18 protein-coding genes are annotated in these 21,631 nt (G+C 36.4%); 10 read left to right on the top strand and 8 right to left on the bottom strand.

Annotation, left to right across the window (positions count from 1 at the left end):
• The first annotated feature begins 18 nt into the window (after positions 1-18).
• The 7 genes from IPJ80_07255 to IPJ80_07285 all read left to right on the top strand — a co-directional run bounded on the left by IPJ80_07255 (position 19) and on the right by IPJ80_07285 (position 9,822).
• Positions 19-2,274, top strand: a complete 2,256-nt coding sequence (locus tag IPJ80_07255) for a UvrD-helicase domain-containing protein (protein MBK7913282.1) — start codon at positions 19-21, stop codon at positions 2,272-2,274.
• A 148-nt stretch (positions 2,275-2,422) separates the two neighbouring features.
• Positions 2,423-2,806 (top strand): hypothetical protein, encoded by a 384-nt coding sequence (locus IPJ80_07260; protein ID MBK7913283.1) that lies wholly within the window; start codon positions 2,423-2,425, stop codon positions 2,804-2,806.
• A gap of 29 nt (positions 2,807-2,835) precedes the next feature.
• A complete protein-coding gene (locus IPJ80_07265) occupies positions 2,836-3,570 on the top strand; it encodes a HAMP domain-containing histidine kinase (GenBank protein MBK7913284.1) in 735 nt (244 codons plus the stop codon).
• Between the two features lie 267 nt (positions 3,571-3,837).
• Positions 3,838-5,457: a phosphoenolpyruvate carboxykinase (ATP) gene (gene pckA, locus IPJ80_07270; GenBank protein ID MBK7913285.1), complete on the top strand. Its 1,620-nt coding sequence runs from the start codon at positions 3,838-3,840 to the stop codon at positions 5,455-5,457.
• A 67-nt stretch (positions 5,458-5,524) separates the two neighbouring features.
• The gene (locus tag IPJ80_07275; protein MBK7913286.1) at positions 5,525-6,112 is read left to right on the top strand and encodes a hypothetical protein; all 588 of its coding nucleotides are present in this window, start codon (positions 5,525-5,527) and stop codon (positions 6,110-6,112) included.
• 56 nt (positions 6,113-6,168) lie between these two features.
• Entirely contained in the window at positions 6,169-9,039 is a 2,871-nt protein-coding gene (locus IPJ80_07280) for a TonB-dependent receptor family protein (GenBank protein ID MBK7913287.1), read from the top strand.
• 18 nt (positions 9,040-9,057) lie between these two features.
• On the top strand, positions 9,058-9,822 hold the full coding sequence (locus IPJ80_07285; protein MBK7913288.1) for a GLPGLI family protein: 765 nt from the start codon (positions 9,058-9,060) through the stop codon (positions 9,820-9,822).
• A gap of 41 nt (positions 9,823-9,863) precedes the next feature.
• On the opposite strand, the gene IPJ80_07290 is transcribed toward IPJ80_07285, so the two are convergent.
• The 8 genes from IPJ80_07290 to radC all read right to left on the bottom strand — a co-directional run bounded on the left by IPJ80_07290 (position 9,864) and on the right by radC (position 17,283).
• A complete protein-coding gene (locus IPJ80_07290) occupies positions 9,864-10,190 on the bottom strand; it encodes a hypothetical protein (protein MBK7913289.1) in 327 nt (108 codons plus the stop codon).
• A complete protein-coding gene (locus IPJ80_07295; GenBank protein ID MBK7913290.1) occupies positions 10,187-10,459 on the bottom strand; it encodes a hypothetical protein in 273 nt (90 codons plus the stop codon). The genes IPJ80_07290 and IPJ80_07295 overlap by 4 nt, the downstream gene beginning before the upstream one ends.
• Positions 10,460-10,478: 19 nt before the next feature.
• Positions 10,479-11,213 carry an LPS export ABC transporter ATP-binding protein gene (gene lptB / locus IPJ80_07300; GenBank protein ID MBK7913291.1) on the bottom strand — a complete coding sequence of 245 codons (735 nt, stop codon included), beginning with the start codon at positions 11,211-11,213 and terminating at the stop codon, positions 10,479-10,481.
• A 1-nt stretch (position 11,214) separates the two neighbouring features.
• Positions 11,215-12,780 (bottom strand): Ig-like domain-containing protein, encoded by a 1,566-nt coding sequence (locus IPJ80_07305; protein ID MBK7913292.1) that lies wholly within the window; start codon positions 12,778-12,780, stop codon positions 11,215-11,217.
• A gap of 19 nt (positions 12,781-12,799) precedes the next feature.
• A complete protein-coding gene (locus tag IPJ80_07310) occupies positions 12,800-13,942 on the bottom strand; it encodes a glycosyltransferase (protein MBK7913293.1) in 1,143 nt (380 codons plus the stop codon).
• A 9-nt stretch (positions 13,943-13,951) separates the two neighbouring features.
• Positions 13,952-14,419 (bottom strand): hypothetical protein, encoded by a 468-nt coding sequence (locus IPJ80_07315; protein MBK7913294.1) that lies wholly within the window; start codon positions 14,417-14,419, stop codon positions 13,952-13,954.
• A 68-nt stretch (positions 14,420-14,487) separates the two neighbouring features.
• Positions 14,488-16,239: an ABC transporter ATP-binding protein gene (locus IPJ80_07320; GenBank protein MBK7913295.1), complete on the bottom strand. Its 1,752-nt coding sequence runs from the start codon at positions 16,237-16,239 to the stop codon at positions 14,488-14,490.
• Positions 16,240-16,575: 336 nt separating this feature from the next.
• Complete coding sequence (gene radC, locus IPJ80_07325) at positions 16,576-17,283, bottom strand: DNA repair protein RadC (GenBank protein MBK7913296.1); 708 nt, start codon at positions 17,281-17,283, stop codon at positions 16,576-16,578.
• 397 nt (positions 17,284-17,680) lie between these two features.
• Here radC and IPJ80_07330 point away from each other — a divergent pair, with 397 nt between their 5' ends.
• From IPJ80_07330 to IPJ80_07340, 3 genes are all read left to right on the top strand, one after another.
• Complete coding sequence (locus tag IPJ80_07330) at positions 17,681-18,193, top strand: hypothetical protein (protein ID MBK7913297.1); 513 nt, start codon at positions 17,681-17,683, stop codon at positions 18,191-18,193.
• A gap of 7 nt (positions 18,194-18,200) precedes the next feature.
• Positions 18,201-20,360, top strand: coding sequence for a ribonuclease R (gene rnr, locus IPJ80_07335; GenBank protein MBK7913298.1), 2,160 nt, complete (start codon positions 18,201-18,203; stop codon positions 20,358-20,360).
• A 442-nt stretch (positions 20,361-20,802) separates the two neighbouring features.
• A complete protein-coding gene (locus IPJ80_07340) occupies positions 20,803-21,606 on the top strand; it encodes a glycogen/starch synthase (protein ID MBK7913299.1) in 804 nt (267 codons plus the stop codon).
• Positions 21,607-21,631 lie beyond the last annotated feature (25 nt).

Raw genomic sequence — 21,631 nt, forward strand, 5'->3', positions numbered from 1 at the left:
TTTAGTTCCTACACCCTTATGCCAAGTACATTTTTAACAGATCTCAATGATGTCCAGCGGGATGCTGTGACCATTACGGATGGTCCTGTAATGGTTATAGCTGGACCAGGATCCGGTAAAACAAGGGTACTGACCTTTCGCCTGGCTTATTTAATTGAAAGTGGGATCAAGCCATACCAAATATTATCCTTGACTTTTACCAATAAAGCCGCCCGTGAAATGACAGAGCGAATCAGTCAATTGGTGGGCCCTGAAGTGCGTAAAGTTTGGAGTGGAACGTTTCACAGTATTTTCGCCAGAATCCTTCGGGTAGAAGCATCTAAAATTGGATATCCACCTTTTTTCTCTATTTATGATACAGAAGACAGCAAAAGTCTTTTAAATGAAATCATTAAAGAATTAAATCTTAATACTAAATCTTATAATGTAAATTCCATTCGATCCAGAATCTCTTCTGCAAAATCAAATCTCATTACTCCGATAATGTATGAGAAAGATTCTATTTTATTAGAGCAAGATTCGGAAAATGGAATGCCTGAAACATACAAGATCTATAGAAAATATACTCAAAATTGTATCAAAGCAGGTGCAATGGATTTTGATGACCTACTCTTGCAATTGTTTCGACTTTTTCAGGAAAATCCAGACCAGGTTCTTGAAAAATACAGGAAACAATTTCGGTATGTTTTAGTCGATGAGTTTCAGGATACCAATTACCTGCAATATGCTATTATAAAGAAATTGGTCTTGTATCCGGGTAGCCCTCGAAATATCTGTATTGTTGGAGATGATGCACAAAGTATTTATGCATTTCGAGGGGCAACCATTAAGAATATTCTGGATTTTGAACAAGATTTTCCAGATGCCAAAATGTTTAAACTCGAACAGAATTACAGAAGCACACCGCATATTGTAAAAGCAGCAAATGATGTAATTAATTACAACGTTCGTCAAATCAAAAAGGAAATCTGGACAGAAAAGGATACGGGTCATAAGATTAAATTATTGAAATGTGCTACAGACGTTGAAGAAGGACGAAAAGTTGCAGATTTTATCGTTGAATTAAAAAATCGATATCATTTAAAAAATCGGGAGATAGCTATTTTATACAGAACCAATGCACAATCCAGGATATTTGAAGAGCAATTGCGCAGACTTAACATTCCCTATAAAGTTTTTGGTGGGATGTCCTTTTATCAGCGAAAAGAAATTAAAGATTTTCTAGCCTATCTTCGATTGATTATTAATTTAAAAGATAATGAAGCATTTAAACGTATAATAAATTATCCCAAGCGAGGAATTGGCGATTCTACAGTTGATAAATTTATTGCCTTTGCTACAGCCAATGATTGCTCTTTATGGGAGGCAACCAATCATTTTGATTTAAGTCCAAGAATTTCTCAGAGTATCAAGCAATTTAAATTGCAGATAGAGGAGGTGAGACAATTTGCTGCAAAATCAGATGCATACAACACAGCAAATTATGCGTTTAAACTTTCTGGATTGTCTACAGAATTAAAGCAAGATATGACCAATGAAGGCATCCAGCGTTTGGAAAACGTCATGTCTTTATTAGATGGTATTAAATCTTTTACCGAGCAGGATGAGTTTGATGAAAATGAATCATCAGACCGCTCATTGGCTGCTTATTTGCATTCTATATCCTTAATTACCGAGTTGGATGAAGCAGACCCTGAGTCCGATTATGTGCATTTAATGTCGGTGCATTCAGCGAAGGGTCTTGAATTTAATGCAGTGATCGTAGCGGGTCTTGAAGAAAATTTATTTCCTAGCTACATGGTGCAAAAAGATCCCGATCAGTTAGATGAAGAGCGAAGACTATTTTATGTGGCAATTACCCGGGCTAAACAACATCTTGCATTGTCTTATGCAAATACGCGTTATGTTTTTGGAAATCTGAGAATGTGTGAAGCCAGTCGTTTTGTTGAAGAAATTGATCCAGAACGAATGGAAATGGATAAATCGATCCGCAATGCGGTTTTTGATTTGACAGATGAAGCAAAAGCACCAAAACAGAAATGGTCTTTGTCCAAACCAAAATTTACCCAAGAGCAGATTCAAAATTTTATTCCAAGTGCATCCGACTTAATTCAAACTGGAATGATGGTAATTCATCAAAAATTTGGAAGAGGTAAAGTAATTGCTATTGAAGGAAATAAAGATAACAAAGTGGCAACCATTCTGTTTTCAGAAATTGACAATCCACAACGTAAAATCATACTTAAATTCGCCAAGTTGCAAATTGTAAATTAAATCCCAAGCCATTGGAAATTTGTAAATTGATTTGCCTCCTTTAGAAAGGCTAAGAATAAAAGAATTGGAAGCCAAAGATTAAAAAACCTGTATCTTTAAATTTCATGCAACAAGCAATTATTTTAAGGTTTATTCGTTTAATCGCTTCATGAATCTGTACGCAAATACCAGCAGGTGGAAAATCATTCTTTTCGGTTTGGGATTGGTTTTTATGATCCTGCCACTTTTCTATTCAAATTATCTTGCTAAAAAACTATCAGCACTCGAACTCAGTAAAGTAAAATTGTTTGAAGCCACATTAGTTGAGATAACCAATACCAATAATTTAAATGAAGACGCGAGTTATGAAATGGATATCCTCAATAAAAGCATCCAGGATCTCCAGGTCGTTTCGATCAATAGAAATAATGAAATCGAGTTTTATAATTTTCCTGAACATACAGATACCCTTAACTTGTTAAACGATCTAAAAGCTAGTGGCCCCCACCGGTTATTAGCGATGATTACACCATTTATTATAGGTATCCAATAATATTAACCTGGTTAAGTTATTTCCCATTAGTGCAATTGTTTCTCTTGTTATTGTATGCTGGAATTGGTTATGCAGTATTTAATGCATCCCGTAAAGAAGAACAAAACAGGATTTGGGTGGGAATGGCTAAAGAGACTGCACATCAATTAGGGACACCGATTTCAGGTATGATGGGTTGGATCGAGCATTTACGAACCAATACCCTGAGTCAAGCAGAACAAGAGCAGGTAATTAATGAGATGGAATACGATGTCCAGAAGCTTCAACAAGTTGCAGAACGATTTTCAAAAATTGGTTCAAAACCGGAGTTGATCTTGACAGATTTATTACCTGTTTTGGAATCTTGTAAAAATTACATAGCAGCAAGGGCATCAAGGAATATTCAGTTTGAAATCTTACAAAAAGACCATTCAAAATTTTTAGCCTCCATAAATATCAATCTATTTTCATGGGTTATCGAAAATTTGCTTAGAAATTCATTGGATGCCATGGATCAGAGTGGACGCATCGAATTTGATTTAATGGAAGATTCTCATTGGATTTATCTGGATATAAAAGATTCAGGCAAAGGGATTCCAAATTCACAGTGGAAAACGATTTTCAAACCTGGATTTACCACTAAAACCCGTGGATGGGGACTTGGGCTTTCATTGGCCCGCCGGATCATTGAGAATTATCATCAGGGAAAGATTTATGTCAAAAACGCAGAGATCGGTAAAGGAACCACAATTTCTATTCAATTACCCCGAACAAATAATTTCTAAATGCCAATTTGCTGGGTTTTCAAGACATTTTGTAAAACATAATCAGGGAACTTATGGCTTTTTATTACAATATGTCATTGTTTCTCAGATAGTTAAATCAATCCATGGTTTTTTGTAATATAATTTAAGTCTGACGTAATTTTTGGATTTTCATGGAAGAAATTATTTTGAAAATTCCCGATTAATGAATCGTTAATTGCTACCTGCTTCTATTCATTTTGATACTACCTTTGCAGGCATTAATCAAGCGGTATAAAATTCGGATGTATGGGTTTTTTTGGGAGAATTTCACCACGATCTTCAATTGAAAGCTTTGGAATAAAAAACACAACCAATCAATATTGTAATTTATCAGCTGAAGAACTTGTTGCGGAGTCTTTAAAACGGCAACAAGGAACACTTAGTAATTCGGGTGCACTTTGCATTCGCACCGGAGAATTTACTGGCCGAAGCCCGGAAGATAAATTTACTGTTGACAATGAACTAACCCACGATGCGGTTGATTGGAATAAATTTAATAAACCTTTTTCGCAGGAGAAATTTGATGCACTTTTAATAAAGATGGCAGCCTATTTTGAAGGCAAAGATGTATTTGTTCAGGATGCATTTGCATGTGCAGATACGCGCTATAGAATCAGAGTACGGGTATTTGCAGAGTATCCCTGGAGCGCACAATTTGCGGGGAATATGTTTATCCGTTTAGAAGAAAACGAGCTGGACGAATTCTTACCAGATTGGTGTATATATTGTGCCCCTGGATTTTATGCTGACCCTGCAGTTGATGGAACACGTCAACATAATTTTTCTATCATCGACTTTAAATCAAAACGGATTTTAATCGGGGGATCTGCATATACCGGTGAGATTAAAAAATCGATATTTACTATTCTCAATTTTATTTTACCATATCAGCAAGAAGTACTTTCAATGCACTGTTCGGCAAATATTGGTAAAAATGGAGATACTGCAATTTTCTTTGGATTATCCGGTACAGGCAAAACGACCTTATCCGCTGATCCCAACCGTGCACTGATAGGAGATGATGAACACGGCTGGTCAGATGAAGGTATTTTTAATTTTGAAGGAGGATGTTACGCAAAGTGTATTGATTTAACTGAAGAAAAGGAGCCTGATATATTTCGAGCCATTAAGCCGGGTGCAATTCTGGAAAATATTGAGTTTTATCCTGGAGGTGATGTCCCGGATTTTTCAAATTCCAGCATCACTGAAAATACCCGGGTATCCTATCCGATTCATCACATTCGAAATGCAAAATTGCCATCTACAGGAGGCCATCCCAACAATATCTTTTTTCTTACCTGTGATGCATATGGAATTTTACCGCCCATTAGCAAACTGACAACAGGTCAGGCAATGTATCATTTTATATCCGGTTATACCGCTAAAGTGGCTGGTACAGAAGCCGGTATTACTGAGCCAAAAGCAACATTTTCCAATTGTTTTGGTGCCCCGTTTCTGCCATTGCACCCAACATTTTATGCTGCAATGCTTGGAAAACGAATTGATAAATACCAACCTAAAATCTGGTTAGTGAATACCGGCTGGACGGGTGGACCTTATGGAACAGGAAGTCGAATTAAATTGGCTTATACCCGTGCATTGATTACGGCAGTTATGAATGGAAGTCTTATTCAATCTGGCTATGAGAAACACGAACTTTTTGGCTTAGAATATCCTACTTCTTGTGAAGGAGTCCCATCAGATATCCTAAATCCCAAAAACACATGGTCTGATAAAAATGCCTATGATCAAAAAGCGAATCAACTGGCAGAATTGTTTATCAATAATTTTGAAAAATATAAAGCAAAAGCCAGTGCAGAAATGCTTGCTGCGGCACCGAGATTACTTTCGGATCTAAAGCAATAGACCCGACTCGAATTTATACTACGTGCGACCTATTTGCGTTGTAGTAAATTTAAGGCGCTGTTGATTGATGCAAATTTCACTTCCAAAGTTTCGGATTTTTTGTATTTTAGGATTGACTTCATTGGCAATTCAGGCTTGTTATAATTGTAAAGAACCCAACACGAACCTTAACCCTGAAGCTAAAGCCTGGACAAACCTCAGCCAGTCTGGTCTGCTCCAATTTAAAAACACACAACAGGAATTGGATACCATTGAAATAAAAAAAATACATGATACTTTTCATTGTGCCGGCGAAGAATGTACAGGCGAATGTGAATATTATCAGATTGATTTTATTAATAATGATCAAAATAGATTTTTTTCAATGCGTTCCTTTAGTAATTATGTCCAGTTTTATATTTACAGTGATCAGGACAACACCAACAATCGATTTGATGAAGAATATACCGGATATATTGATGTGAGTCGAGATACTATCTTTTCATGGAAATATTCAAAAGTATCCTTGCTTGATTCGGCAAATAATAAAATGGTATTGATTGAAGTTGATAATCCAAAACTCAATCAAATTAATATCAGTAAACTTTTCTTTCAGAAACATTTGGGCTTGATTGCATACCAAAATTTGAACAATGAACTTTGGTATTTGCAATAGTAAATTAAGATGGTGCAATTCATTGGTTTGTTTAAAAATTAGCTTCGCTTTTTAATATGAAAAAATTATTACTCACAATAGCTTCGCTATTTTTTCTGTTTAGTTTTTCCTTAACTGCACAGACAACCCTTCAAATTAATGGTGTAGTGGCTGATTCTTCCGGAGAAGCACTCAGCCATGCAAGTATATTAATATTGGATGCCCAGGATAGTACCTACATCGGTTTTACCCAATCAGACAATTCCGGAAATTTTAACATTAAAGAAAAAACAGACAAACCAATTATACTTAAAATAAGTTATCTGGGTTATTTTTCATTTGAGAAACGCATAGATCCTTTACAAACTGCTAAATTGGAATTGGGCACGATCCGCTTAACACCTATAAATAAAGTATTATTTGAAGTAGTTATCAAAGAAGCCAAGGCTTCTTTAAAAATGCGTGGAGATACGATTGAATACGATGCCAGCACTTTTAAAGTCCCAATAGGTTCTACTGTAGAAGATTTATTGAGAAAATTGCCGGGTATAGAAGTGGCAAACGATGGATCAATTACCAGCCAAGGTCAATCAGTCAACAAATTGACAGTAGATGGGAAGCGTTTCTTTGGTGAAGACCCTAGCATGGCTACTAAAAATTTACCTGCAGAAAGTGTTTCAAAAGTTCAGGTTTTTAATGAAAAATCTGAGCAAGAGAAATTGACCGGATTGTCAATTGAAAAAGATCAAAAAACCATGAATCTTGAATTAAAAGATGAGTTTAAGAAAGGTGGTTTTGGAAAAATTCTGGCTGGACTGGGTATTGAACAACGGGACGATTTTCAAACAGGTACCAGCCAAACAGAAGCTAAATGGGAGATGAAGGGTAATTACAATAAATTTAATAAAAAGGAGCAATTCAGCTTAATCGGAGTGCAAAACAATACCGGCAGAAATGGGATGAATTGGAACGACTACCAGGATTTTAGAGGTCAGCAAAGTTGGGAATGGAATTTTGCTGAAGAACTCTTCAGCTTTTCTCAATCATTTAGATTTTATGCTGGTGGAACGGATGAAAGTTCTGATGAATTTGGAGGCTCAGAGGGCTATTTTGGAAATGACGCAGCCGGTATTCCAAAAAATTCGCAAGCCGGATTTAATTACAACTACGATTACAACAAAACAAAAATATCAGGAAGTTATACTTATAAACAGAATAATTTGTTTGCAAAAGCAATACGAAAACGCCAATTTTTTCTTCCGGATCAAAATTATACCACGGATGATCAAAGTGATCTGGATCGAAAAAATGGATCTCACAGGGCAGAATTGATTTTTGAGAAGGAGCTGGATTCCTTACACACCATTTTATTTAAGTTGCGTGGAAATGGAATATTTACAAATCAAATCAGCCATGGTAAATTCTTGAATTTATCTGAAGAAGGAAACTTAACCAGTTCATTAAACCTGGACCGAAACGCAGATCGCAAAAATCTGGGCTGGCAGGGAGTTGCTTATTTTAAAAAGAAATTTGAAAACAAGCGCAGGAATTTAGGGGTCAATTTTATATACAGCGAAAATGATCGTGAAACAGACGAAGATCTGTATTCCAATAATAATTATTATGGATCCGGAGGTATGGATTCAATTGTAAACCTGGATCAGTTTATTGATTTTAATACAAACATACGTTCTATAAAATCAAGTGCTTTGTATGTAGAACCTTTAGGTAAAAATTTCGCACTGCAATTTTTAGGAAATTACATTCAACGGAATGATCAATTGGTAAGGGATGTATTTGATAAGTTGACTGATACCCTGGTAGCCAATCAGGACTATACTTATGACAATGATCATTTGTTCCGCATGGGTAGAGTGGGGACCTCTCTTCAATTTGGAAAAGCTGGGTTCAATGTTTCGGGAGGATTAGCGGTTCAATCTATTTACTTGAATGGCCAATTTCAGCAGGGCATCCAGAATTTTTCAAAAATTAACAAGGATTATCTGGATGTATTGCAAACCGTTTCATTAAACTATCAGCTTGCTACCAACAAACGAATGAGTCTTAATTACAGCAGTAATGTTCAAGAACCAAGTTTTAAAAATTTATCTCCTATCATAGACAATACGAATCCATTTTTTATTCGAATAGGCAATCCAGAATTAGATCCGGAAGTCTTGCACCAATTTTCTGGAAATTACAATGGCAATAATCAGATTAAATTCACAAATTATAATATAAATCTGAATTACACTTATTACGAAAATCAGCATATAAATGAACAAACTATAGATAGTTTTTTAGTAAGCACCTCTCGGGCTGTAAATTTCAAAGGCGGTCAACGCATGGGAACCTTCCTTTTCTACAGTTTTCCAATCATAAAGAATCGTTTTACTGTTCGGACTAGTTTAAATTACAGTTTCAATCTTTCAAAAAGCATCATCAATAGCGTTTTAAATGATTCCAAAGGAAATTATACTGGATTTGGGGTAAATTTATCCTGGACCCCTAATGAAATTTATTCTATTTACTCAGAAAACCGATGGAATTATTCCAAAACATCTTACTCGATTCAATCTGATCAAAATTATACCATCTTTAGCCAGACCTATAATTTACAAGGCAATGCGCGTTTATTGTGGGATGTATTTTGTAATGCGTCGCTTGATTACAGATTGTATAACAATGATCAATTTAACGTAGCTTATAACATTCCCATTCTGAATGCATCTGTGTATAAATTATTTTTGAAAAACAAAGGACTTGAACTCAGGTTATCAGCTTATGACTTGTTGAATAAGAATATTTCAATTCAACAACAGGCAAGTGGAACGCAGATCTCAGATACACGGACCTATACCCTGGCCCGTTATTTTATGCTGAGCTTGAGTTATAATATGAAAGGCATTAAAGCAAGCGTCAAACGATCCAATGAATGGATGTATTAAAATGAAATATAAATCAGTATGTATAAAGACATTAAGATTAAAACCCTGATTCTGTGTTTGTGTAGCTTTTACTTCAACACTACGGAGCAATTAATGGCACAGTCTGTTTTTGGGGAAGTTCAGTATTCTCAAACAAATGATTGGACAAAGATTGCAACCGCATTGCCTTATTTAAGTCAGGAGGAAAAAGACCGGATTCAATACAGTTGGGGAAAAGGTCGGGCCTATTCTGAAAAAATGAGGTTGATATTTAATGATACGGCATCGTTTTATTCATATATCAGGGATGATAAAAGTGAGGAATCGATCTGGAGCTATAAGAAAAACACTTTTGAAATTAACCGCAATTTTCGCTCGAATAAAATGCAGGATCGAATCGGATTGCTAGGTAAAAATTACATTGTCAAAGATGAAATTCCTAAGCGAAAATGGAAAATACACAATGAAATTAAAGAAGTCAGTGGCTACGTTTGCATGAAAGCAGAAACCTACGATTCAGTCAAATCCCAGCGAATCATTGCCTGGTTTACAGATAGAATTTTAGTGCCCGCAGGACCGGCTGAATTTGGTGGATTGCCGGGACTAATACTTGAAATAGATATTAATGATCAATCCAGTTTAATTGTAGCAGAGGAGGTTAAACTCAATCAGCAGTCTCAATGGCCTTCGATTAATTCAAAAGGGAAGTCGATTGATTATAAAAAGTATCAAGGCATCGTTAAAACCTATATTGCTGATTGCATTGAAAGACGAAGAAATCCATTTTGGGATTTGAGGTATTGACACACTTCAATAAGCACAGCATCATTATGCCTAAATAAATTTTACTTAAAAAGAGTGTCTAAACCTGGTTTTTCTGGTTTTCGGTATTCCGGAAATGTAATTTCAGGTTGATCTGGCCGGATGGAATCATACGGGATTGTCAAACTATCGTACTTAATGCGTTTTGCCATAACAATTAAAATAGAATCTGATTCCAATTCAATTTTATGCATTAACTCTTCGATGCATTTTGTTTTTCGATCTTCAATAAATTTTTTACGCAATTCTGTTAATCTGGTTTGAACCAGATCTTGTGTTTGTTCTTGTTTTGATTTGCAAGAACCTAATCCTACAATGACGCAAAAGGCTGCAAGTTGAATTAATTTCATAATCCTTGTTGTAATTGCAGAATTTCTTTTTTACGGAGTGCTACAATAGAATCTAAAAAGACAGGATGATTCAATTGATGAAAAATACGGCAGAAAGAATCAGCTTCCCGGCTTAAATTATTGATTTCTAATTGCAGCAAACTGTCTGCTTTAAATTCAATGATGCGATTTAGTTTTGGAGATTCATCAATACAAGAAGTAAGCAGAAACATCATAATCAAACCCCTAAAGATTCTATTGATTTTAATATTGCTTTGCACTTGTTTCATTGGATTGATTTAAAAAATCTCAGCTCATTTTAGAACGTAGTACAAAATTCTGACCTAAATAAACCCTTCTCACGGTTTCATTGGCTGCTAATTCTTCAGCGGTGCCCGACATAAGAATTTTACCATCTACGATCAAGTAAGCCCGATCTGTAATGGAAAGGGTCTCCTGTACATTGTGATCTGTAATCAGAATTCCAATGTTTTTTGCTTTTAATTTTTGTACAATCAATTGAATGTCTTCAACAGCAATGGGGTCAATACCAGCAAAAGGTTCGTCCAATAAAATAAAGTGTGGATCCGATGCCAATGAGCGTGCAATTTCTGTTCGTCTGCGTTCGCCTCCACTTAAAGAATCTCCAGGATTTTTACGGACCCGGTTTAAATTAAATTCTGCCAACAAGGTTTCCAGTTTGTCTCGCTGCGCTTCCTTTGTTAAAGCAGTCATTTCTAAAATGGCTCGAATGTTATCCTCAACACTCAGTTTGCGAAAAACGGATGGTTCTTGTGGTAAATAACCCAATCCTTTGCGAGCTCTTAAATACATGGGATCCCGTGTGATTTCATCTTCGTCCAGGTGGACCGATCCCTGATTGGGTGTTATAAACCCAACAATCATATAAAAGGTAGTTGTTTTTCCGGCACCATTCGGTCCTAGTAATCCAACAATTTCACCTTCCTGTACCTCTACCGATACCCCATTGACAACAGTTCGCGCTCCAAATGATTTAACCAGCTCTTTTGTGAATAATTTCATGTTAGGGTTTTATAGTCACAGCAATGTCCCAATCCGCTCGTAATTCCGGTAAACTAAAATTCCACACCGTTTCAGCCTGAATTTTTAGTTCATAATTGGCAGCATCCCATCGTTGGTTTTGATTTTTATCTTCAATTAATCGAAGTTTGTAATTTCCAGGTAGCAAGTTAGGAAATAATAATTCCTTTGCCTGCTCAAATTTAGACAGAATTCTCGTTGCACGAACTTGTTCTCCTTCAACAAGTTCAAGAATGTAGGCTGTATTCGTATTTAATGAATCTAATTTTAAAGTCAACTGACTTAGTGCAGATTTTTCAAGATATCGAATTGTAAAAGTATCTGCTTTATTTTCTAAATCCGGCCATAGAACGACCGATGCTTTTTCAAAAATGAGTTTAAACTCCGATTTATTATTAAAATTTCCAAGTACGCTAAAAGATCTTGGATCCAGGCTATCCATTTGAACATTTATATTGGTAATACTGGAATCTGTAGTGGAAATTTTTGAATTATAAATATTTAATACAGGATCCTTAAAACTAAATATAGGAAACTCACCGGGCTTTAAAATGCGTTCTTTCAAATTAAGTGAAACGGGAACCGGAGCATTGGATTTGATGCGTGCTGAAATTATAAAGCTATCGAGATGTCCGGGAAATTGAATACGTATACTATCAGGATCTGATTTTAAATTCCATATCAGCAAACTATCGGCCGTTTGAATCCATTGAAATTTTGTTTCATTATTAAAGAAAAGTTTTAAAGAGTCTGGCTTCTCATTAAATTGTAATTTTAATTTTCCGTTACCTGAAACTTTGTCTTTAATAAATAAGGGTGGTTTGGATTCTGAAAGGTATAGATTAAACTGTTTTTGCAAGCTGTCATTGATTTGGATGCTTTGATCAAGAAAAGCAATCGATTCACCAAATTGATCAAAATAATAATTTTGATTTTTATCTAATAAAGCATAAAGTTTATAAGTACCCGGACTCAAATTTTCTAATTTAAATCGTCCTGCGGTATCTGTAAAGCAAAAGTAAAAGGGTTTTAATTTTTGAAAAGCGCTGTCGTGCAAGTTATTGTACAAACCTACCAGAATTTTTTCTTTTACCTGATTAGAATATGCATCTTTTACCTGGCCTTCAATTTTTAAGGAATCAATAAAATTACCCGTAGAAAAAATGTATCTCAAATCCCTTTGTACATTTCCAACGGTAATGTCTTTGATTGATTCTCCAAATTGAATGGAATAGGTTGTATTTTCTTTTAATTGTTCGCGTGAATCAAATTCAATAATTAATTCCTTTCCTTTTAAAATGTATTTGGGCGGATATTGCAAACTGGGTGAAATACTAATATTTGACTGCGGACTTTCCAATCGGATCCATTCATCAAAATAAAAGTACAGGCTGTGTTCTTTAAAATTTTTTTGTTGGGCTGGACTGGATTTGGCAATCAGTAAACCGGGAGCCTTTTTATCTTCAGGTCCGCCACTAATTCCTTTAATATTGGCACAGGAATTTAAAAGGATAGCAATTAGTATTAAAAGGGAGCTCCTTAGATTCATATTGCAAAAGTACACAGGATTAGGGATTGCTCCGGCCTTTCCATTCGATGCTTACAGGCAACCAGGATGCAATTCCCAGTAATATGAAATAAATTGTATGTAATGGCTCCAGAATGATAAACCAAATTTGCCATTTTGAAATGGTATAGAAGCGGCAAGCATCGTATTGTAATAAGAAATCCAACAATAATTGGAGTATAATTGCAGTAATACTTGCTAAGATATAATTAACGGATCCTAAAGAAATTGCAACAACCAGAAAACTGAACAATAAGATTCGTTGAATCCAAATCAATGCAGGAATCCATTTTAAATTCCAATCTGATATATGGCGCATTTTACCTGCCCAACGCAGTCTTTGTTTGATTAAATCTGTCCAATTGGAAACAGCCTGTGTTTCTACCATGCTGTTCGCTAACTTGGAAAAAACGATTCCATCCGGATAAACGGATTTTATTTTTTCTAATAGGAAGATATCATCTCCGGAAGCTATATGATAATTGTCTTCATAAACATTATGTTCTAGAAAAACCTGTTTACGGTACGCTAAATTTGCACCACTGCACAAATAGTGTAATCCGGATTTAATACCAGCCGCATTGACCAATCCATTTGCTGAAAAATCCAGCGCTTGAAACTTAGCAATTAATGAAGATTGGTTAGTAATTTTTACTGGACCAGAAACTAATTTAACTTTCGGATCATTAAAGAAAGGGATCATAGATTGAATCCAGTCAGGAGCGACCCTGCAATCCGCATCCGTGGTAAAAATGAGTTCACCTTTAGCATGATTGACTCCATAGGCGATTGCTTTTTTCTTGGATCCTTTGATGGTAGTTCTTTTATAAACACCCAGCCGCATGTGTACGAAGCGAGGATCTTCAATGGATTCCAATAATTCATTGGTATCATCTTCAGATTGATCATCAACGACGATCACCTCTAATTTATTTGGAGGATAATTTTGATTAAGGCACGATTGAATGCAGGCTAAAATTGAATCTTCTTCATTGCGTGCGGCGATGAGTATTGTCACCATGGGCAATTCGGCAGATGTTGGTATCAATGGTGGGTTGATCCGATTCCAATAATAAATGTAGTAAGCAATAAGACAGAGATAAATAAACGTACTGATGACTGTAGCTAAGCAGAATATGAACACCTTATTTTTTTATTCAAACAAATCGTCATACCTGCTGTCTGCAAGTTGCACTTTTTTAGAATTTTGAGGAGCTTGTTGAGTCGTTTCAACATCTTCGTAGCTGGTAAACTTATCATCAAATTCCTCTGGATGAACCTGTTGGTTGATTTGACCAAATTTGCGATAAATCCAGGCTTTAAAAATCAGGCCAATACTGACAAATGGCAATCCAACCAGATTAATGAGCGCCTGAATCAAACCAGAAACTGGTGAAACAACGATTTGTTTCCATATCGTTTTAATATAAGACCAAACCAGTTTGGGTTCTAAAATAAAGGCTATCAATAGCAATACCGGACAGGCATACCACATCAATTTGTAAACCTGAAAAAACAAGTAAAAAAAGCCTGCGATAAAAAGCAGGAATATGAGGCTTCCAAAGAATTTTTCTGCAAATCCTTTTCCGGAAGAATAATGATATGTCCTTAATATGGCCATCCCGTGCAAAGATAATAAAATGTATTAAAAAAATAACTAATATGTAAAACTAATTGATTGTAAATTTCTCAATCGTTGACGGATGCCGTTACTGTTTGAAAGTAAGTCTCGTAGAGCTTCTTATATAAACCATTATCCCGGGCAAGAAGTTCCGCAGGAGGGCCAAATTCTTTAATTTCTCCATGTTCTAAGGCCATCACATAATCAGCATGCTGAATGGTTGACAATCGATGGGCAATCACAATCGAACTCCTCTTTGCAATTAGTTTTTCGATGGCATGCTGCAATATGGATTCGGTTTCTGTGTCGAGGGAGGAAGTTGCTTCATCCAAAATCAAAATATCAGGATCGACCAACAGCGCCCGTACAAAGGAAATTAACTGCCTTTGGCCTACCGATAAGTTGACGCCTCGCTCGGCCAGTTGGTAGTTGTAATTGCCAGGAAGGTTCATAATGTATTCGTGGGCTCCAATTATTTTTGAGGCTGCAATTACTTGTTCGAGGTAAATTTCCGGATTTTTCAGACTCATGTTTTCATAGATGCTGCCTTGAAACAAAAACACGTCCTGTAAAACAACCGCAATCCGTTTGCGTAAAAAATCAATTTTATAATCTGAAATGGAATGATTTCCAATCTGAATACTGCCTTGATTGATTTCATACAGACGATTGATCAGGCTGATTAAGCTTGACTTACCGGATCCTGTGCTCCCCACAAGGGCCAGTGTTTTTCCGGGTTCTAAGCGGAAAGAAATATTCTTTAAAATATATTCATCAGGCCGGTATCCAAAACACACCTGTTTAAATTCAAGGGCAGCTTTGAGATCTCCCTGATCAATCGTGCCTTGATCCTGGGTTTGTTCTTTGGTATCCAGGGTTTCAAACACCCTTCCACCCGCTACCAAACCCATTTGTAAGGTATTGAATTTATCAGCCAGGGTGCGGACCGGTTGAAACAAACGCGACAAATACATAGGGAATGCAACCAGTTGACCGATGGTTACAACGCCTTCCAAAACTCCCTGAGCACCCCACCAAACCATAAATCCAAGGGAAGCTGCAGAGATGATTTCAACAACTGGAAAAAATACAGCATAATAAAAGATTCCATCGAGATTGGCTTGCGTGTATTCGCGGTTTATTTCCTTAAATTTTTTGGCAACCCGTTTTTCTGCGGCAAAAATTTGAACCGTTTTAATTCCTGAAATATGTTCTTGTAAAAAGGCATTCATACGAGCCACTTGAGCCCGAACCCTCTGAAATGAATGTTTGACTTTTTCTTTGAATATATAACTGGCCACCAATAATAAAGGAAAGGTCACCAAGCAAATCAAAGTCAGTTTTACACTGGTCCAAAACATCAGTGCCAGCACGGTAATCAAGGATAGTATATCTGCAATGATCGTAATAAGTCCTTCTGAAAATACAGAATTGACGGTTTCCAAATCATTGATTACACGGGTAGTATTGGTGCCAATCGGGGTTTTATCAAAATAAGACAAACGAAGCGATAAAATATGATCGTACATCTTATTACGTAAATCATAGATGATATTTTGGCCCATGGTATTGGTCAAAATGGTAAAACTGTACCTTAAAAATGTCAGACTGGCCAGCGCTCCCAAATACCACAGCGAAATACGCTTTAATCCTTCCAGATCACGTACCATAATGTGATCATCTACCATCACATTGGCCAAATAGGGCAAGTAGGCATTGAGAGGAGCCATGATGATTGCAATAAGTGCAGAAACCCAGAACAGTAGCCTGTAGGGCTTTACAAAAACAAGCAATCTTTTAAGCGTATTGAAACCGGTCATGTCATTGAATCCTATATTAATGCGAATTGGAAGAAATGGTTTAAATATATGATTTGTTGAAAGGTAAAATGTAGAATAATTCTGAGTGATCCTTAATAAACCAGAAAATTTCAAGCAATGGGATGCTCTTTAATTCAATAAACAATTTATATTTTTTGAAAAAGTAGTTTAAAAAGTTGACCAGGATGTGATTTTAATTTATACGATGGGAATCAAATTTCTACATGCGAAGTTAACTTTAAATCTTATTCAAATTTCGTTTTATTAAAAAGAGTTTGGCTAATAAATTTAGTGAGTATGATAGTTTAAGTGGATTTAGAAATTCAGTTCAATTTATTACAACATTCCTTCATCTGCAAAACTATAATACGTATCTTCTGTAACGATTAAATGATCCATAACCTGGATGTCGAGCAATTGTCCGGCAGATTTTAATTTTTTAGTCAGTTCGAGATCCTGATTGCTGGGTCGCGTGGAACCGGAAGGATGATTGTGTACTAAGATCACTCCGCAGGCTTTAATGTCAAGTGCCCGGCTAAAAATAAGTCGTGGATCTGCTACGGTGCCGGTAATGCCTCCTTTTGAAATATTTTCAACGGACATAATTTTATTGGCACGATTGAGGTAAAGGATCCAAAATTCTTCATGACCCAGATCCTGCATTTTTAATCGAATGACATCATAAGCTTGACGACTTGCTGCAATGACTTGTTTATCCTGAAACAAACTTTCCTGTCTTCTTCTTCCCAACTCCAGAGCTGCTTCTATCACCAATGCTTTTACTTTTCCAATGCCTTTGTATTTGCACAATCGATCAACCCCCAGTTTACTTAATTCCGTAAGGTCTTGTTTACAGGAATCCATGATATTTCTGGCTAAATCCAATGCATTTTCACCACCACTTCCCGAACCAATTAGAATAGCAAGCAATTCCGAATGACTTAATGCCGATTTTCCTTTCTCCAACAATTTTTCTCGTGGTCGGTCATCTGTTGCCCAATGTTTTATGGATTGGGTCAAGCTTGTTTTAGGGTTTTTACTCATAATCAAAATGTAAATTTATTTTTAATGAGCTCGCTTGCGTAGTCACTTTATTAAACCAGCATGTTTATTTATTAGATTCGGCATGTTATTTATTTAAGAATTTTAATGGATGCATTGTATGAAAGGAATAGTTAAAAGTTGATTGATCTAAATGGTACAGATTAATTACAATTTAGTTTTACAATTTTTCTAAGGCATCTCGGTTGAGGATTTGAATAAGTAGTTTCCGAAGGCGTCTCGGTTGAGCATTTCTATAAGTAGTTTCCGATGGCGTCCCCGCCGAGGATTTGAAGAGAATTAAATTGAATGAATTTGAAAAAGTTTGAATGGAGCTGCGAAGTCATAATAAAATGAATCTTTAGCAAGCCTCCAAACTTCTTGCTATCTTTGCAATTAAATGAGTCAGTCGATTTCCCCATTTGCAGATTTGTTGAGTTACTTTCCAAAAGCTGAGTTGCCACTTACGATTCAATACTCAGATCATCATCAGTTTAGTAAAGCCAACGACGATTTGCCGGATCCTTTGCTTCAACAATTTATTTTCCCAAATCTGGATTTTGAAGTGGATGAGTTTTCTGAATTCCTGCCCTGTCTGCAATTTGAATCCGTAAAAGGCATACATACCCTGGTTTTGTGGACAGCCCGATTGATGCGGTATTCGTTTTATCTGATCAATTTTGACGAACAGGGAAGGTTTTTACATTTACAGGAAATTGCAGGTTTTTATACCGAAGACGATCAGCTGATTAACAAAATGGCCCATATTGATGTTACTGGTCATATATACATCCTGGAAGGAACGCTCGATGATTCACATCATGAAGTTAATCCGGTTCATACAAAAAAATGGATGCTCGAATTTTTGCCCGATGGAAACCTTCGAAAATCTGAAGTCAATTTAGAATTATAAATAACCCATGAAAAAAAAATCAGGGAAACCCTTAAAATCAAAAAAAGCAGCGAAAACTCCTCAAAATCAATTACGCGAACGTATTTTAATTTTCTTCCAGCTTAATAGCACTAAAAAATTTACAGCTTTTCAAATTGCTAAAAAACTTAAAGTTAAAGACATTCGTTTTTTATTAGAGCAACTGGATACGCTGGTTGAGAAAAAACAAATTAAACACAGCGCCAATCAAAAATACGCTGCCTTAAGTTCGGCCGCATCAAAAGGTGACTCCAAATCTTCCACTAAAGTTTTTTCAGGATATGTGGACATGGCACGTGCCGGATTTGCTTATATTATTTGTCAGGATGAAGTACACGATGTGTATGTAAATCAAAAACATTTAAACGGGGCTGAAGACGGAGATCTGGTTAAAGTAGAATTGCTTCCGGGTCGTCGGGTCAAACCAGATGGTAAAATCATTGAAATCATCACCCGTTCGCGGACACAGTTGATTGGTGTGGTGCGTTTTTACAATCATCGTGCCATAGCATTTGCTCAAGCCGGTAAAAAACTGATAGAGGTTTTGGTTCATATCCCTCGTAACATTCCAGTAGAGGAATTTGATCGGGTTGTGATTGCAATTACCAAATACAAAGAGAAGTCACGTGATTTATTGGAAGGGAATGTTATCCGAAATCTGGGTAAAGAAACTTCCAATGATATTGAGATGCAAAGCATTTTGGTAGACAAAGGATTTCCACTGGATTGGTCAGAAGCTTTACTAACGGCCGCTGATAAAATTTCACCAGAAATAAGCTTGCACAGTTATCGCAAAGATTTTCGTTCGGTGACCACATTCACCATCGATCCATTTGACGCAAAAGATTTTGACGATGCATTGTCTGTACAAAAAAATAAACAGGGACATTGGGAAATTGGAGTACACATTGCCGATGTCAGTCATTATGTTGAAGAACATTCTGCACTCGACAAGGAAGCGTTGCGAAGAGGAAATTCAGTTTACCTGGTAGATCGTGTTTTGCCAATGTTGCCCGAAAAATTATCCAATAATTTATGTTCGCTGCGACCAAAGGAAGATAAGTATACTTTTTCTGTTGTATTTACATTGGATGAAAAATTTAATATCATAGGTCATTGGATTGGGAAAACCTTGATTCATTCAAACCATCGTTTTACATATGAGGAAGTACAGGAAATTTTAGATGGGAAACAGGGTCCCTATCAAAAAGAATTGCATTTACTGAATACCCTGGCAATGCATATTCGCAAAGAACGTATGGCACATGGATCGATAGACTTTGATTCCGTAGAAGTGAAATTTAAACTGGATGCTCATGGAAATCCTTTAGAGTTATTAATCAAAGAACGCAAGCCGGCGCATATGTTGATCGAAGAATTTATGCTGCTTGCCAATAAATACGTTGCTTTATTTATCGCTCAAAAAAACAAGGAAAAACCCATTCCGTTTGTTTATCGGATTCATGATAAACCGGATCCTGGAAAATTGGAAGAACTTGGTCATTTTGCGCTTGAAATGGGATTGAAACTTGACTTTAGCAGTCCCAAAAAAATTTCACAGTCTATCAATAAAATTTCAGAAGCAGCTCAAAAGAATGAAGTATTTAAAATTCTGCAACCGCTTGCAATCCGCTCGATGGCCAAAGCAGAATACAGTCCGCACAATATTGGACACTATGGACTCGCATTTCCATTCTACAGTCATTTTACCTCACCCATTCGCCGGTATGCTGATTTGTTGGTGCATCGCTTGTTATATGCGAATTTAGAAACGAGTTACAGGGCAGAACCCGATCTATTGCATCGTCAATGTTTGCATATCTCCAATCAAGAACGAAAGGCTATGGAAGCTGAACGCGCATCCACCCGATACTTTCAGGTAGTGTTTTTAAAAGATCGCGTAGGTGAGTTGTTTGATGGAAGAATAATTGGAATGAATGAACGTGGATTTTATATTGAATTGGAAGGCAGTCACTGCGAAGGTTTTTTACCAATTAATCAGTTAGATAACGACATAGAAATTCATAAAAGCAGGTTTAAAGCATCCTCCTCTTATATTACCAAGGCTTGGAAAATTGGCGATAAATTAAAAGTTAAATTGGTTGCCGCAGACCTGGATCAGAAAGAACTCTTGTTGTCAATTATTTAAAATTTAAATAGTTGATAGGTGTTAGTTGTTAGTTGATAGGGGGTAGTTGATAGGTGTTAGTAGGAGCAAAATGCCATCAGCCTCCTTCCCCAACAGCTTAACAGTCTAACAGCCTTCCAGCCTTCCAGCCCTCCAGCCCCAAAATTAGTAGTTAGCAGTCAGTATTCAGCAGTCAAAAATTTAAAAATGCTCAACATACCAAGACCCTCCTCCCTAACAGTCTAACAGTCTAACAGTCTAACAGTCTAACAGCCCTCCAGCCCTCCCAGCCCTCTAGCCCTCCAGCCCTCTTCCCTTCACCAATTTTCCTTTTTTTTAATCCGTTTATTTATTATAAAAAATTGAAATTCAATAACTTAATTAATCTAACGGAGTATATTAAGCACTTTTCTGCTAAAAATTTTGTACCTTTGCACTCCTTTTGAAGAATTAAGCTTATCGTATGAGTAAAAACAGGATTCTCTTTATTACCCAGGAAATGGAGCCTTATCTGGATCTTTCAGGCATTGGCTCTTTGATCCAGAAATTGCCGGCTTATGCGCAAGACAGTGGGATGGAGATCCGGATATTAATGCCGCGTTTTGGCACCATCAACGAGCGAAGACATCGATTGCATGAAGTGGTGCGACTTTCAGGAATGAATATTATCATAAATGATGATGATTTTGCCTTAATTATCAAAGTGGCTTCTTTGCCAGGTTCCAGGATTCAGGTTTACTTTTTGGACAATGACGAGTTTTTCAAACGCAAAACCGTTTTTGAAGATGAAGAAGGAAAATTATACGACGACAATCAGGATCGGATGATTTTCTTTTGTAAAGGCGCCCTTGAAACTGTAAAAAAGTTTGGCTGGCCACCGGATGTGGTTCATTGCCATGGTTGGATGACCAGTTTGATCCCGTTTTACCTTAAGACAAGTTACAAAAACGATCCTGTTTTTAAACATTCAAAAGTCGTATTGTCAGTCTACGATCAAATCATTGAAAAAAGCTTTACAGAAGACTTTTTAACCAAAGCAGCCATTAATAATTTAAAACCCGAGCAATTGCTGGCATTTAAAAATGGCACAGGCATTACGCTCGATAAAGGGGCCATTCAATATGCTGATGGCATCATTCAGGGAAGCCAATCTATCAGCGATGCCCTTAGTACATCCATTCAAAGTACTGAAAAACCTTTTATTAAAACAACGGAAGAAGAATTTTTACCTTCTTACATCGATTTTTACAAGAATCTGATTCATTAAACCGTTAATTCAGAATAGCTTTTAA

It is taken from the genome of Saprospiraceae bacterium, from assembly GCA_016714025.1.
Taxonomy (GTDB): domain Bacteria; phylum Bacteroidota; class Bacteroidia; order Chitinophagales; family Saprospiraceae; genus Vicinibacter.

Excerpts from the sequence above, each read along its gene's own strand:
- IPJ80_07280 (MBK7913287.1), top strand. The coding sequence starts at position 6,169 with ATGAAAAAATTATTACTCACAATAGCTTCGCTATTTTTTCTGTTTAGT.
- IPJ80_07260 (MBK7913283.1), top strand. The coding sequence starts at position 2,423 with ATGAATCTGTACGCAAATACCAGCAGGTGGAAAATCATTCTTTTCGGT.
- IPJ80_07290 (MBK7913289.1), bottom strand. The coding sequence starts at position 10,190 with ATGAAATTAATTCAACTTGCAGCCTTTTGCGTCATTGTAGGATTAGGT.
- IPJ80_07275 (MBK7913286.1), top strand. The coding sequence starts at position 5,525 with ATGCAAATTTCACTTCCAAAGTTTCGGATTTTTTGTATTTTAGGATTG.
- radC (MBK7913296.1), bottom strand. The coding sequence starts at position 17,283 with ATGAGTAAAAACCCTAAAACAAGCTTGACCCAATCCATAAAACATTGG.
- IPJ80_07255 (MBK7913282.1), top strand. The coding sequence starts at position 19 with ATGCCAAGTACATTTTTAACAGATCTCAATGATGTCCAGCGGGATGCT.
- IPJ80_07330 (MBK7913297.1), top strand. The coding sequence starts at position 17,681 with ATGAGTCAGTCGATTTCCCCATTTGCAGATTTGTTGAGTTACTTTCCA.
- IPJ80_07320 (MBK7913295.1), bottom strand. The coding sequence starts at position 16,239 with ATGACCGGTTTCAATACGCTTAAAAGATTGCTTGTTTTTGTAAAGCCC.
- IPJ80_07340 (MBK7913299.1), top strand. The coding sequence starts at position 20,803 with ATGAGTAAAAACAGGATTCTCTTTATTACCCAGGAAATGGAGCCTTAT.
- rnr (MBK7913298.1), top strand. The coding sequence starts at position 18,201 with ATGAAAAAAAAATCAGGGAAACCCTTAAAATCAAAAAAAGCAGCGAAA.
- IPJ80_07285 (MBK7913288.1), top strand. The coding sequence starts at position 9,058 with ATGTATAAAGACATTAAGATTAAAACCCTGATTCTGTGTTTGTGTAGC.
- IPJ80_07315 (MBK7913294.1), bottom strand. The coding sequence starts at position 14,419 with ATGGCCATATTAAGGACATATCATTATTCTTCCGGAAAAGGATTTGCA.
- IPJ80_07305 (MBK7913292.1), bottom strand. The coding sequence starts at position 12,780 with ATGAATCTAAGGAGCTCCCTTTTAATACTAATTGCTATCCTTTTAAAT.
- pckA (MBK7913285.1), top strand. The coding sequence starts at position 3,838 with ATGGGTTTTTTTGGGAGAATTTCACCACGATCTTCAATTGAAAGCTTT.
- IPJ80_07295 (MBK7913290.1), bottom strand. The coding sequence starts at position 10,459 with ATGAAACAAGTGCAAAGCAATATTAAAATCAATAGAATCTTTAGGGGT.
- lptB (MBK7913291.1), bottom strand. The coding sequence starts at position 11,213 with ATGAAATTATTCACAAAAGAGCTGGTTAAATCATTTGGAGCGCGAACT.